This window comes from uncultured Aurantimicrobium sp. (assembly GCF_936931525.1).
In the GTDB taxonomy this organism is placed as follows: domain Bacteria; phylum Actinomycetota; class Actinomycetes; order Actinomycetales; family Microbacteriaceae; genus Aurantimicrobium.
Genome location: NZ_CAKZII010000031.1, coordinates 25,170 through 39,350, shown reverse-complemented (window position 1 = coordinate 39,350; position 14,181 = coordinate 25,170). Strand labels below are relative to the sequence as shown.

Annotated in this window: 11 protein-coding genes; 4 read left to right on the top strand and 7 right to left on the bottom strand. The window is 53.2% G+C overall.

Annotated features, from left to right (window positions below):
- Window positions 1-1,920, top strand: a 1,920-nt coding sequence (locus tag Q0362_RS01455) for a 3-hydroxyacyl-CoA dehydrogenase NAD-binding domain-containing protein (protein WP_298119021.1), incomplete at its 5' end; no start/stop codon positions are given.
- A 3-nt stretch (window positions 1,921-1,923) separates the two neighbouring features.
- Here the strand turns inward: Q0362_RS01455 and dxs are convergent.
- The 5 genes from dxs to dut all read right to left on the bottom strand — a co-directional run bounded on the left by dxs (window position 1,924) and on the right by dut (window position 8,426).
- Window positions 1,924-3,864, bottom strand: a complete 1,941-nt coding sequence (gene dxs, locus Q0362_RS01450) for a 1-deoxy-D-xylulose-5-phosphate synthase (RefSeq protein WP_298119019.1) — start codon at window positions 3,862-3,864, stop codon at window positions 1,924-1,926.
- A 49-nt stretch (window positions 3,865-3,913) separates the two neighbouring features.
- Window positions 3,914-6,613, bottom strand: a complete 2,700-nt coding sequence (acnA, locus tag Q0362_RS01445; protein ID WP_298119017.1) for an aconitate hydratase AcnA — start codon at window positions 6,611-6,613, stop codon at window positions 3,914-3,916.
- A 72-nt stretch (window positions 6,614-6,685) separates the two neighbouring features.
- Window positions 6,686-7,372, bottom strand: a complete 687-nt coding sequence (locus tag Q0362_RS01440; protein WP_298119015.1) for a DUF3159 domain-containing protein — start codon at window positions 7,370-7,372, stop codon at window positions 6,686-6,688.
- A gap of 2 nt (window positions 7,373-7,374) precedes the next feature.
- The gene (locus tag Q0362_RS01435; protein WP_298119013.1) at window positions 7,375-7,974 is read right to left on the bottom strand and encodes a DUF3710 domain-containing protein; all 600 of its coding nucleotides are present in this window, start codon (window positions 7,972-7,974) and stop codon (window positions 7,375-7,377) included.
- A 2-nt stretch (window positions 7,975-7,976) separates the two neighbouring features.
- Window positions 7,977-8,426, bottom strand: coding sequence for a dUTP diphosphatase (dut, locus tag Q0362_RS01430; protein WP_298119011.1), 450 nt, complete (start codon window positions 8,424-8,426; stop codon window positions 7,977-7,979).
- Between the two features lie 39 nt (window positions 8,427-8,465).
- Here dut and Q0362_RS01425 point away from each other — a divergent pair, with 39 nt between their 5' ends.
- Window positions 8,466-8,912 (top strand): DUF3093 domain-containing protein, encoded by a 447-nt coding sequence (locus Q0362_RS01425; protein WP_298119009.1) that lies wholly within the window; start codon window positions 8,466-8,468, stop codon window positions 8,910-8,912.
- A gap of 52 nt (window positions 8,913-8,964) precedes the next feature.
- Here Q0362_RS01425 and Q0362_RS01420 read toward each other — a convergent pair whose 3' ends face one another.
- Window positions 8,965-9,261: a DUF4193 domain-containing protein gene (locus Q0362_RS01420; protein ID WP_280795218.1), complete on the bottom strand. Its 297-nt coding sequence runs from the start codon at window positions 9,259-9,261 to the stop codon at window positions 8,965-8,967.
- Between the two features lie 204 nt (window positions 9,262-9,465).
- Here Q0362_RS01420 and sepH point away from each other — a divergent pair, with 204 nt between their 5' ends.
- A complete protein-coding gene (gene sepH, locus Q0362_RS01415; RefSeq protein WP_298119006.1) occupies window positions 9,466-10,500 on the top strand; it encodes a septation protein SepH in 1,035 nt (344 codons plus the stop codon).
- Here sepH and Q0362_RS01410 read toward each other — a convergent pair whose 3' ends face one another.
- Window positions 10,501-11,649, bottom strand: a complete 1,149-nt coding sequence (locus Q0362_RS01410; protein ID WP_298119004.1) for an alkaline phosphatase family protein — start codon at window positions 11,647-11,649, stop codon at window positions 10,501-10,503.
- A 76-nt stretch (window positions 11,650-11,725) separates the two neighbouring features.
- Between Q0362_RS01410 and Q0362_RS01405 the strand changes: the two genes are divergently transcribed.
- Window positions 11,726-14,179: a DNA topoisomerase (ATP-hydrolyzing) subunit A gene (locus Q0362_RS01405; protein WP_298119002.1), complete on the top strand. Its 2,454-nt coding sequence runs from the start codon at window positions 11,726-11,728 to the stop codon at window positions 14,177-14,179.
- Window positions 14,180-14,181: the final 2 nt, after the last annotated feature.

Genomic DNA, 14,181 nt, shown 5'->3' with positions numbered 1-14,181 from the left:
GCTGCACAAGGAGAAATCCACGGTGTGGCCCTCACCGGTAAAGAATTTATTCTTGCTGCTGGCGCTGACCTCAGCCGCGTCGGTGAAGTCCCCAGCAAGGCAATGGCTGTCAAGCTTGCACAGCTTGGGCACCGAGCATTAGGTCGGTTGGGCGAGTTGGGCGTTCCTTCATTCGTCTTCATTAATGGTCTTGCTTTAGGTGGCGGTCTTGAAGTGGCGTTGAATGCGGACTATCGAACTGTCGATGCCAACGTCAGCGCAATTGCTCTTCCTGAGGTCTTCCTCGGACTCATTCCAGGATGGGGCGGGGCATACTTGCTCCCCAACCTGATCGGAATTGAGAACGCGCTCAAGGTCATTATCGAAAACCCTCTCAAGAACAACCGGATGCTCAATGCTTCTGTGGCGTTTGAGCTCGGAATTGCTGATGCCATGTTTGGCTCTGCGCGGTTCTTAGAAGAATCAATTATGTGGGCAGACTCTGTCCTCAGCGGCCACCAGCCACACCGCCCCAACCAGCCTGGCAAGATTGAGCGCCTAGCGAAGTGGAATTTGGCAGTCAACATTGCCAAAAAGAGCGTCGAGGACAAGCTCGGTACCGTAGCAAAGTCTCCATATGTTGCTCTTGAATTGCTCGAACAAGCAAGGAAAGTCGACAAAGAAGCAGCCTTTGCTCGCGAGGATGAAGCTATCGCTTCACTGATCGTAGGAGATCAATTCCAGGCTTCGATGTATGCCTTTGATCTAGTTCAGAAGCGAGCAAAGAAGCCAGCTGGCGCACCGGATCCCAAACTTGCACGTCCTGTGGGCAAGGTGGGAGTAATCGGCGCTGGGTTGATGGCACGACAGTTTGCTTTGCTTTTTGTACGTAAGCTCAAGGTCCCTGTTGTCCTCACCGACATCAACCAGGAGAAGCTCGACGAAGCACTGTTATACATCCACGCAGAGATTCAATCCATGCATGACAAGGGACGCATCTCCTCAGACGAAAACCAACGCCTCCAAGCACTGGTTAGTGGCACAACTAACCCAGCAGCATTCTCGGATGCCGATTGGGTCATTGAAGCCGTTTTCGAAGAGCTCAGCGTGAAACAAGATGTGTTTGCCAATATCGAGCAATACATCGCTGAGGACGCCATTCTCGCCACCAACACGTCAAGCTTGTCGGTACAGGACATTGGTGCCAAGCTAGCTCACCCCGAACGTTTGGTCGGTTTCCACTTCTTCAACCCTGTTGCAGTAATGCCATTGGTTGAAGTGGTCAACGCTCCTCAGACCAATGAGGTCGCACTAGCCACAGCGATGGATACTGCTAAGAAACTCGGAAAGACAGCTGTCATTACCTCTGACTCCCCTGGTTTCGTAGTGAATAGATTGCTCGCTCGTTTACTGGGCGAAGCAATGCACGCAGTTGATACTGGAACACCCTTCAAGACAGTCGATGAGTCTGTCGCTTCGTTCGGAATGCCCATGGCGCCGTTCGAACTGCTCGATTTAGTGGGGCTCAAAGTGGGTGCACACGTTCTAGATACCCACCATGCAGCATTCCCTGACCGCTTCTTCCGCAGTGACAATCTTCACAAGCTTGCGGAACACGGTTCGATCATTGTTCGTGGCCGCACAGGCAAGATAACTGGCTATGACCGAGGGGCCGAAGCCATTGTCAAGGGTGGAACCTCCCCCATGACTTCGGAACAGATTCGTTTACGTATCGAGGATGGTCTGGCTGATGAAATCCATCGCATGCTTGAAGAAAACGTCGTCACAGCTGCTGAAGATATTGACTTGTGCATGATTATGGGCGCTGGTTGGCCATTCCAGATGGGCGGGGCAACACCGTTCCTCGACCGCATTGGGGCTAGCCAGAGAGTATTTGGTGGAACATTCCACAACCCGCTCATTGCGGGAACCTCGAACTAGAAGCTAGTCAGCTCGAAGAGAGTCGGAAACGTTTGACTCTTCAGGCAGGGGCCTCGCCACGGGAATTTTACTTCCGAGTACCTGAGCAACGACATCACGTGCGATGTCTTGTGCAGTGAGACCAGCTTCGGCAAGAATTTCTTCACGTGTGGCGTGATCAATGAATTCATCGGGAAGTCCGAGTTCATCGACAGCGGTGTCAACACCTGCGCTGCGCAGATCCTGGCGGATACGTGTTCCAATGCCACCCACTCGAACACCATCTTCAAGGGTGATAACTAGGCGGTGATCACGAGCCATCTCGATGATGCTGGTGGGAACAGGAACAACCCATCGTGGGTCGACAACTGTTGCACCAATCCCCTGCTGGGCAAGACGTGCTGCAACTTCTAGACCCAGTTGAGCAAATGCACCGATCGCGACGATAAGAACATCTTTGTGGGCTGCCTCGAGCAGGACATCCACACCATCGTCACAACGACGAACAGCTTCGATATCGGTCGCTACAGTGCCCTTGGGGAAGCGAATAACAGTTGGTGCATCATTGACTGCTAAAGCCTCTGCAAGCTCCTCACGCAGGCGCGTAGCGTCTCGAGGAGCAGCTAGGCGAATATGAGGGACAACTTGCAACAAAGCAAGATCCCACACGCCGTGATGGCTTGGACCATCGGGGCCGGTCACACCTGAACGGTCGAGAACGAAAGTCACGCCAGCCTTGTGAAGTGCAACGTCCATCAACACTTGGTCGAAAGCACGATTCACAAAGGTGGCATAAATGGCAACAACCGGGTGCATTCCACCAAAAGCAAGGCCCGCAGCAGAGGTCACTGCATGCTGTTCTGCAATTCCCACATCAATGATGCGCTCAGGGAAGCGCTCGAGCATCTTGTGAAGACCTGTAGGTCGCAACATTGCAGCGGTTATGGCAACAATTTTCTTGTTGTGCTCTGCTTGTGCAACGAGTTCGTCACCAAAGACATCCGTCCATCCAACAGAAGTTGAACTACTCAGTGCTTTACCTGTTGCAGGGTCGATCTTTCCCACCGCGTGGAACTGGTCATCGAGGTCACGGCGTGCAGGTTCGTAGCCCTTACCCTTTTCGGTAATGGCATGAACTATGACAGGAGCCCCGTAGCTCTTCGCTTGACGAAGAACTGCCTCCATCGCCTTGACGTCATGGCCATTGACGGGGCCAAGGTATTTGATATCGAGGTTGGCGTAGAGGTCTTGATTGTTGGTGAAGCGGCTCAAGAAGCCGTGAACACCGCCACGCACACCGCGATAAAAAGCCCGTGCGTAAGGGCCCATCTTGGCGAAAAAGCGAGAACTACTAAAGTGCAGGTTGCGATACCCCTTGCGCGTGCGCACACTGTCCAAGAAGCGTGCCATGCCACCAATAGTGGGAGCGTAACTGCGTCCGTTGTCATTGACAACGATGATGAGGTTGCGGGCATTGTCGTGACTGATGTTGTTGAGTGCTTCCCAGGTCATTCCGCCAGTGAGAGCGCCATCACCCACAACCGCAATGACATGTCGGTCTTTTTGACCCGACATCGAATACGCCCTGGAAATGCCGTCAGCCCAAGAAAGTGAGCTTGATGCATGAGAACTCTCCACAATGTCGTGAATAGATTCTGAGCGCTGTGGGTAGCCGGCAAGGCCTCCCTTTTCACGCAACTTGGAGAAGTCTTGACGACCTGTCAGAAGTTTGTGCACATAGGACTGATGTCCAGTGTCAAAGACAATCGAATCCTTGGGTGAATCAAAGACACGGTGAATAGCAATAGTCATTTCGACCACGCCGAGATTGGGGCCGAGGTGCCCGCCAGAGCGGGCAACCTCGCGCACCAAGAATTCACGGATTTCTCCGGAAAGCTCAATCAGCTGATCGTTAGTGAGCTTGTCGAGGTCACGTGGACCGTGAACAGTCTCAAGAATTGCCATGGCTCGAGTCTATGAGGAAACGAACCAGTTTGTGCTGTGAATTCGTCGACTAAGCGACGAGCGAACGCAGCACGTACTGGAGGATTCCACCGTTGCGGTAGTAGTCAGCTTCACCTGGGGTGTCGATGCGCACTACTGCGTCAAACTCGATGGTCTGCTTTCCTGCAGGAGAGTTCTCCGAAGGAGTAGCAGTCACACGAACAGTCTTGGGGGTAACACCCTTGTTGAGCTCTTCAACGCCAGAGATCGAGATGATCTCAGTACCATCGAGACCCAGGGTCTCCCAGCTCTGACCTGCAGGGAACTGCAGAGGAAGAACACCCATACCAATGAGGTTAGAGCGGTGAATACGCTCGAAGCTCTCAGTGATAACAGCCTTCACGCCCAGCAGAGCGGTTCCCTTTGCAGCCCAGTCACGCGATGAACCGGAACCATATTCCTTGCCACCGAAGATGACGAGAGGAGTTCCAGCTGCCTGGTAGTTTGCACTGGCGTCGTAGATGAAGGACTGAGGGCCATCTGCCTGAGTGAAGTCGCGAGTGTAACCACCCTCAACACCGTCCAGGAGCTGGTTCTTCAGACGAATGTTCGCGAATGTGCCGCGAATCATTACTTCGTGGTTTCCACGACGAGATCCATAAGAGTTGTAGTCACCGCGAGCAACACCGTGCTGATCGAGGTAGACAGCCGCAGGGGTGCCAGCCTTGATGTTTCCAGCAGGTGAGATGTGGTCAGTGGTCACTGAGTCACCCAGAGTTGCCAGCACGCGAGCACCAGCAATATCGGTGACAGGAGTGGTCTCCTTCTTCATGCCGTCGAAGTATGGAGGCTTGCGCACGTAGGTGGACTTAGTGTCCCACTCGAAGGTTGCACCGGTTGGGGTGGGCAGGTTCTGCCAGCGCGCATCACCGTTGAATACAGAGGAGTACTCGTGGTCGAACATGGCAGTGTCAATGGACTCGCCAATGACCTTCTCTACCTCAGCGGTGTCAGGCCAGATGTCCTTGAGGAAGACAGGGTTACCGTCGGAACCAGTTCCGAGAGCGTCCTTTTCGAAGTCAAAGTCCATCGAACCAGCCAGAGCATAAGCAATGACGAGAGGAGGGCTTGCCAGGTAGTTCATCTTCACGTCGGGGCTAATACGGCCTTCGAAGTTACGGTTACCCGAGAGAACAGCGGTCACAGCGAGGTCGTTGTGGTTGATTGCTGCAGAAATCTCGTCCTTGAGGGGACCAGAGTTACCAATGCAGGTCATGCAGCCGTAACCAACGGGGTAGAAACCGAGCTCGTCGAGGTAAGGAGTAACTCCTGCCTTCTCGTAGTAGTCGGTCACTACCTTGGATCCAGGAGACAGGGTGGTCTTGACCCATGGCTTCGACTTCAGGCCCTTCTTCACAGCGTTGCGAGCAAGAAGACCTGCAGCAAGCATGACCGAAGGGTTAGAGGTGTTGGTGCAGGAAGTGATGGCTGCAATGGTGACAGCACCATTCTTCAGCTCAAACTCTTCTCCCCCATCAACGCTGACCTTGACTGCGTCACCGTGGGTGTAGTTCTTGACGTCTTCTGCGAACTGGGTCTGTGCCTTCGACAGCTCAATGCGGTCCTGTGGACGCTTGGGGCCAGAGATGGAAGGAACAACAGTCGAGAGGTCGAGTTCCATGTACTCCGAGAAGTTGGGCTCGTTGCTGGGGTCAAACCACAGGCCCTGTGCCTTGGAGTATGCCTCAACGAGAGCAACCTGCTCAGCCGAGCGACCGGTCAGACGCAGGTAGTCCAAGGTGACATTGTCGACAGGGAACATTGCAGCGGTTGAACCGAACTCTGGGCTCATGTTTCCGATGGTGGCACGGTTAGCCAGAGGAACAGAAGAAACACCAGGACCGTAGAACTCTACGAACTTGCCCACAACGCCCTGCTTACGCAGCATCTGGGTAATGGTGAGAACGACGTCGGTTGCTGTTACACCGGTGGGGATCGAGCCAGAAAGCTTGAAACCAACAACCTTAGGAATAAGCATGGAGACGGGCTGACCGAGCATTGCTGCCTCAGCCTCAATACCACCAACACCCCAACCAAGTACACCGAGGCCGTTGACCATGGTGGTGTGAGAGTCGGTACCTACACAGGTGTCAGGGTAAGCCTGAAGAACACCAGCAACTTCGCGAGCCATCGTGACGCGAGCAAGGTACTCAATGTTGACCTGGTGGACGATACCGGTTCCAGGGGGAACAACCTTGAAGTCATCAAACGCGGTCTGGCCCCAGCGGAGGAACTGGTAACGCTCGCCGTTGCGCTCGTATTCGATTTCAACGTTCTGCTCAAGAGCATCTGCTGAACCGTAAAGGTCTGCAATAACTGAGTGGTCAATGACGAGCTCTGCAGGAGCAAGAGGGTTGATCTTGGTGGGGTCGCCACCGAGCTCGGTTACTGCCTCACGCATGGTTGCAAGGTCAACGACACAGGGAACACCAGTGAAGTCCTGCATGATGACGCGAGCAGGGGTGAACTGGATTTCGGTGTCGGGCTCAGCAGAAGGAACCCAGCTGCCCAAGGCCTTGATCTGCTCTGCAGTGACGTTTGCGCCATCCTCAGTGCGCAGAAGGTTCTCGAGGAGAACCTTGAGACTGTAGGGCAACTTGTCGTGTCCCTGAACGGAGTCGAGGCGGAAGATCTCGTAAGACTTTCCTGACACCTCGAGTGTGCTCTTAGCTCCAAAGCTGTTTACTGCCGACACGTGCTGCTCCTCCATTGGGCGTACTACGCAGGTCAAAAAAATGTTGAAATCAAGAAAACAAAAAGTCTCTTGATATCAAGATATATCTTAGTCGGACTTTTTGACAGTTATTTCTTCTGAAAGTGAAGATTTTTCTCGATAGAGCGATCGCACGATCAGCCACGTCAAGGCAAGAACAGGAACGTATAGGGGCAAACCTAAAATCAATTTCGCTGTCGCGAGCCCGGCTACATCGCCTGCCAGATAAAGCGGATACTCAATGCCGAGGCGCAGAGCAAACATTGCCACCCACAACAGGGTGACTCCGGTGTAGACGCGTTTGTGATGACGATTCTTACGCCATGACGTGCCCTCGCTGCGCACGAGACCAATAACCACACCAATAATGGGCCAGCCGACAGCTACTGAAATCAGGAAGACGGTGCCATACACGCCGTTGGTAACCATGCCCACCACGAAGTTGTCCTCAGGCTTGTTGGACATCAACGCAAGTACAGCGGAAATGGCAACGCCAAGCAGACCAACAAGGGCTTGGGTGGCTGCTTGTTTTCGCACGAGGCGATACAACGTAAAGAGAACAGAAGCAGAAACCGATACCCAGATAGCCAACCAAGGATCGAGCGTGAAGGAAAAGACTGCGACAAAGAGAAGTCCCGGAAGGATTGTTTCGACAATGCCGAGTGCTCCACCCATGGCATTCCACAGGGGATGTTTACCGTTTGAGCTTCCTCCCAGCTGAGAGGCCAGGCCAGCAATGCCTTGTTTGTCAGACATGATTAGCGCTGCGTAGGAGCAATACCTGCTGCTTGCTCAGGAACCTTCAGTGGCATGAGCTCGCGAGGTGGCATGGGTTGCTGTCCACGAACAACAACGATGTCTTTGAACAGTTCAATCATGCGTGCACCCATTTCAGGGTTAGTCGCTGCAGGACCTGCAATCACACCGCGCAAGAACCAACGAGGGCCATCAACACCAATAAAGCGCACTTCTTGAAAAGTTTGCTTACCGTCGACAAGTGCAGGAACTTTACACAACAACTCTGGCCCTAGTTCAGAGAGAGTGTCCTCAACAGAACCACCCTGAGTAGAAATCTGTTCAGTGAGCTGTGAACGAACCTCGTGCCACAAACCTTGCGAACGCGTAGACGCAAATGCTTGGACCTGAAGTGTGGAACCTTGGTAATCCATTGCTACTGCAACGACACGACCGGAGCCTTCTTCAACTTCCAAACGGAGGTTGAGTCCTTCGCGGGGAACTAGTTTGAGCGCACCTAAATCGACGTAGGGTCGAACACCACTGACTTCAGATTCGTCGAAGGGACCAGTGGTTTCACGATCTGCTGGTGCGCTTTTGGCGTCGGAAATAGGACCTGACATGTTTAGTTTCCTTTTCGTGCTGAAAGTCCAGTGGAACCAAAACCAGAATCGCCACGTTCACTTACTGGAAGTTTCTCAACTGGGATGAAACGAGCTTGAGTGACAGGCATCACAATCATCTGAGCAATACGATCGCCCACGGCAATGTCAAAAGGCTGTGAAGAATCGGTGTTCAAAAGAGTGACTTTAATCTCCCCGCGGTAGCCAGCATCAACAGTGCCTGGTGAATTCACCACAGTGATTCCGTGCTTAGAAGCCAATCCCGAGCGTGGAACAACGAACGCAACGTAGCCAGCTGGAAGAGCAATGGAAACACCTGTTCCAACTGTTGCACGCTCTCCAGGAGCAAGTGTCAGTGCTTCGGAAGAAGAAAGATCCGCCCCTGCATCTCCGGGATGAGAGTAACTGGGAACGTTCTGAGCAGAGATAAGAACTTCAACTGTTTCGGCCACGTGTCGAGGTTAGTCCAAAATCAGTGGTCGAATAGAGGTATGACGACGTTTCGTGAAGTTTTGCGCCCATCGTGGTGGATGTATGTCATTGCGGCATTCATGATTCCTACGACGATCTTGGTGATGGCCCCGATAGATTTCACCCTTGGTGTCATTCTTTCGATCGTGATTTACGCGGCAATCGTGATACCTATGTTCGCCACGTCGCCCACCATCACTCTCACCGAAACAGAACTTCGCGTGGGTAAGGCACATATCAACCGCGAATTCATTGGTTCGGTTAGTGCCTATTCCGGAAACTACGCTGTAGCGGCGCGTGGCCCCGAACTTGATGCCCGCGCATGGATCTTCCTCCGCGGATGGGTGAACCCTGTGGTCCGGGTGGACATCACAGACCCCAACGACCCCACTCCCTATTGGCTTTTCTCTACTCGCAAGCCAGAAGAACTGGTTGCTGCATTGCGCTCTGGAAGAGATAAGAAGTAGCGCTTAAAACACACATGGCCAGCTTTTCAGCTGGCCATGTGGTGTTTAAGTCTTAGAAAGCGCATTCCTTACAAACAGGACCAAGCTTTTCTTCGTGGTCCACCTGGGAACGGTGCTTGACCAGGAAGCAGCTCACACAGGTGAATTCATCATCCTGAGGAGGGAGCACGACAACGTCGAGTTCCATGTCAGAGAGATCTGCACCTGCAAGTTCAAAACCACCAGGGTTGTCTGCGTCTTCTGAATCAACGGCACCAGAGAGCTTGTCGGGGACTCGTTCTTTGAGTGCTTCGATCGATTCAGTGTCGTCGTTATCTGTTTTGCGGGGTGCGTCGTAGTCAGTTGCCATCTTGAAGATCCAATTCGTCACGTCACCGGCGTTGAAATGCTCCGGCGCGGACAGTTTGCCCCATTGAGCTCAGAAACACAAAAACCTGACAGGGCGTGTTGCTAGAGAGAAGCAATTACCTCGGCACGCGCACGCCTTACGAGGCATCTTCACCATTTAGTGGAATTCTCTAGTCAACAGAATTTGGCCAAGGAGCACCCTGTTATGCGCGAACTCAAAGTCACCGATGTCGATGGCGCGACCCTCGTTGTCACTGACGATGAAGGAAATGAATTCAGAGTTCCTGTTGATGAGACCTCGCTGCGTCGACTTCGTCACAGCCGCACCACAGAAGACGGCCCTCGCGTTTCTCCGAAAGACATTCAGTCTCACCTTCGTGCAGGACTTTCTAACGATGAAATCTCTGCACTTACAGGAGCTTCGTTAGATCTCATTCAGCGATTTGAAACCCCTGTTCTCGCTGAACGCGAGTTCATCATCACCTCTGCTTTGTCCGTGCCCACACAGACCACCGTAGAAACAGACACGGGAAGCCTCAGTACTGCTTTTGGCACCGTCATCACCCAGCGTCTACACAGCCTCAATGCGACAGCAGAACGCTGGGCAACGTGGAAAGAAGAAACTGGCTCGTGGGTGGTCAAACTGGAGTTCACAGCTAACGCCATTGAGCATGATGCGAGATGGTCATTTGAACCTCGCAAGAGGACCTTGACTCCTGTCAATAGTGATGCCACAACACTTTCTCAACGAGGCGAGCTCAGCACTGGTCTTATTCCTAAGTTGCGCGCTGTTGGTGTTGACTCGGCAGACACACTTGTCGTTGAACCTCTCCCCGCATCAATGACTGCCCCTGTGGTGTCAGCGGTCCCTGAAACTTCTGCAGCTCCTGCGGCTGAGGAGACTCGCGAACACAGCCCCACTGCAGATCTTTTAGAAGCATTACGCAAGCGCCGTAATGACCGAGAGACGACTCCAGCCTGGCTCAAAGACGAGGTCAGTGCAGTAACTGATTCTCTAGAAGTTGTTTCAGAGGACACCGTTATTGGCGGGGAAACAGTCGAATTCGACGCGACTCTTTCTTTCACAGAACCGTTCGATATGAACGTTTCGGAAGAAGCCCCCACTGTCACTCCTGAATCAAAGAATGATTCTAAGCAGGTCGGTAAAAACGGTCGACCTTCGATGCCGTCATGGGATGACATTGTCTTCGGAACACGTTCCGATGACGACCCAGCCTAATTAGGCAAAAGCCCCTAGGCGTATTCCGGGGATCGAGAGCTCAATTGCCGAGACTCCCCCGTGTTGCCCAATCATGTTTCGCCCCTTGAGTAAGTGGTCGCGTTCGTCGTAGAACGCGACGTCCTTCTTTGCAAGTACGAAGATGTCACCGAGACGTGAAAGAACGGCCGTATCAACCACTCCATAAAGCCCGGATTCAAGTACCTCATCTTTACTGAGAACCCACGCAAGCTCTGACCAATCTCTCCGCCACACGGTCAACGCAGCAGCCCGATCATTGACGGTCGCTTCCTCAGAGAAGTACAACTGAAGACAACGAGGTTCACCGCCTACCTCTGAGATATGTTCCATATGTTCGAGATCAGTTCCATAAAGAAAATGTTTCGACGCAGGAATATCGAGCACGCCATGGTCGGCTGTCACAATCATTCCCGCGTCGGTCGGAAGCTGTTCACTGAGGGTTTTGAGTGCACCATCAACTGATTCCAACGAAGCGGCCCATTCAGGGCTATTAACTCCCTTATTGTGAGCTAACTCGTCAAGTTCAGAGATGTAGAGAATGACGAGGTGTTTGCCTGGTTGTTTGAGAGTGCTGAGCACGGCCTGAACACGCTCATCCAAGGTCTTCGAACTGAGCTGAACTGCACCTGCGTGGATAACCTTCGTCAACGGGGTATCTGCAAAGCGTGGATGAGCAACAACCGTTGGAGTGATGCCGTTTTCTTGAGCACGTGAATATAACGGTTGTCGAGTAATCCACGCTGAGGGCTCAGGAAATACACCCAGACCGGTCAACAGGTTGACGACATCTCCAGATTCAGGGTTTCTTACTTTGTAACCCGTCATTCCGTGTTGGCCTGGGGTTGTTCCCGTTGTCAAAGAAGCAAGTGCCGCAGCAGTCGTGCTGGGAAATACGGTGGTGAGAGATGTTTCTGAAGTGGAATGCCTACCCAGAAAGCGCGCATGAGCTGATGCCGAAGCGAGATTCTGAGAACCCAAACCATCAACTAAGACCACAACTGCAGACTGGGCTGCAGGGAGCTCTAACCTGTTGGGCATTTCTTGCATTCCAAGGCTTGCTAAGCAACTTGGCAACACGTCGGCAAGGCTCAACTGCGCGGAATTCAGGCTCGGTAACATGATGGACATCGACGTCAGTCTGCCATAGTTGCGCGGTTTGCCAGTTATGTCTGCTGTGTCTTATGCGTAACGAAAGATCACAGATATGGCCACCTCCACACCCGCGAACGACGCTGTCGAACGTATCGAAGACATTGATGTCTCGACAGAGATGCGGGACTCGTTTCTGGAGTACGCCTATTCCGTGATTTATTCTCGTGCTCTCCCTGATGCACGTGATGGTCTGAAGCCCGTGCAACGACGCATCTTGTTCATGATGAGCGAGATGGGTTTACGTCCCGATAAAGGCCACGTGAAGTCCGCTCGTGTTGTTGGTGAAGTGATGGGAAAGCTTCACCCCCACGGTGATGCTTCTATTTATGACGCACTCGTGCGTTTGGCTCAAGACTTCTCTCTGCGCCTGCCCCTGATTGACGGGCATGGAAACTTTGGCTCGCTCGATGACGGCCCTGCTGCTGCTCGATATACCGAAGCACGACTTGCTGCATCAGCTCTCGCCATGACAGCGAACCTGGATGAGGATGTTGTCGATTTCGTTCCCAACTACGACAACCAGTTCCAGCAGCCTGATGTTTTACCTTCGGCATATCCCAACCTGCTGGTCAACGGCGCGAGCGGTATTGCGGTGGGTATGGCCACCAACATGGCGCCCCACAACCTGATCGAGGTTGTTGAAGCTTCTATCCATCTTCTTCGAAACCCACAGGCTTCGCTGGATGACCTGATGGCTTTCGTTCCCGGCCCTGACCTTCCTTCAGGCGGCGTCATCATGGGTCTAGATGGTATTCGAGAGGCATACGAGACAGGCCGTGGCTCGTTCAAGACACGTGCTCGCGTGACTATCGGCAGTATTTCCCCTCGAAAAATGGGAATTACTGTCACAGAATTGCCTTACTTGGTGGGTCCTGAAAAGGTCATCGACAAAATCAAGGATGGCGTTACCAGTAAAAAGCTCAACGGCATCTCCAACGTCATTGACCTCACAGATCGCCACCATGGCCTTAAGCTCGTGATTGAAATCAAGACCGGCTTCGATCCCGAAGCAGTACTTGAACAGCTCTATCGCTACACCCCGCTCGAAGACTCCTTCAGCATCAACAACGTCGCGCTCGTCAACGGTGGTCCACAGACCATGGGACTTCGCGAGATGCTGACTGTGTATGTCGAGCACCGCAAGCTCGTAGTTCAGCGACGCTCTCAACACCGCCTTGCCAAGCGCCAGGAACGACTCCACCTCGTAGATGGCTTGCTTGTGGCCATCATGGACATCGACGAAGTAATTCAACTCATCCGCCAAAGTGACGACACTGAACAAGCTCGCGCACGCCTGATGGACGTTTTTGAGCTCTCGGTTCCTCAAGCCGACTACATTTTGGAACTTCGTTTACGTCGTCTAACGAAGTTCTCGCGCGTTGAACTCGAAGCAGAAGCAGATGCGTTGCGCAAAGAAATTGCAGAACTGGAAACAATCCTGGCCAGCGATAAGAAGCTCATTGACGTTGTGGTCAAGGAACTCACTGAAGTATCCAAGAACCTCGGTACTCCCCGCCGAACTGTCCTCTCAACGTCGACAGTCGCACCTGCAACGACTGCTGCCCGAGCCGCAGCGGCCCAGCCTGAGGCGCTTCAGCTAGAAGACACACCATGTCGAGTATTGCTCTCTGCAAGCGGGCGTTTAGCCCGAGTTGATCTTGAGAATGCAGACGACCCTATTGCCCAGGGAACCCACCGCACAGCCCACGATGGAGTTGTTTCTGACATCACGACCACACGTCGTGGCTTGATCGGGGCTGTGACCAGCCAGGGACGTTTAGTTCACTTCTCCCCCGTCTCACTTCCTGGTGTTCCTGCATCCAGCGTCTCGCTCGCGGCAGCGGTCAATAGCTCCGACTACATCGAACTTGAATCAGGCGAGAAGGTAGTCGGTCTCGTCTCATTAGGCGGCGACACAACGTATGCACTCGGAACAGCCGAAGGTGTGGTCAAGCGCATTCAAGCTGACGCATTCCCCGTGAAGTCAGGAAATGCCATCATCTCGATGAAAGATTCTGATTCCGTAGTGGGCGTAGCACCTGCCAGTGAATCCGATGAGCTCATCTTTGTCACGTCAGATGCACAATTGCTCCACTTCAGCGCTGAAGCTGTTCGTCCCCAAGGTTCAGCTGCAGGCGGTATGGCCGGTATTCGAGTCGCAGACAACGCTCGTGTGATCTACTTCACCGCTGGGCCTGAAGCAGATGCCCAGGTCGTCACCATCTCCACCAGCATGAACACTTTGCTGGGAACAGACGCCGGTCGCGCTAAGGTTTCGCTTTTGACGGAATTCCCCGCCAAGGGTCGTGGCACAGGCGGCGTGAGAGCACAAACCCTCCTTAAGGGCGAAGATGCGTTAGCACTGGCTTGGGTCGGACAGGGAACTCCTCGCGCATCTGCCCTTGATGGCATGCCTCGCGAACTCCCCACTGAGCTTGCTAAGCGCGATGCGTCAGGAACACTGCTCGATGGTGATGTTGCCTTTGTCGGCAACGCAGTGAACTAAAA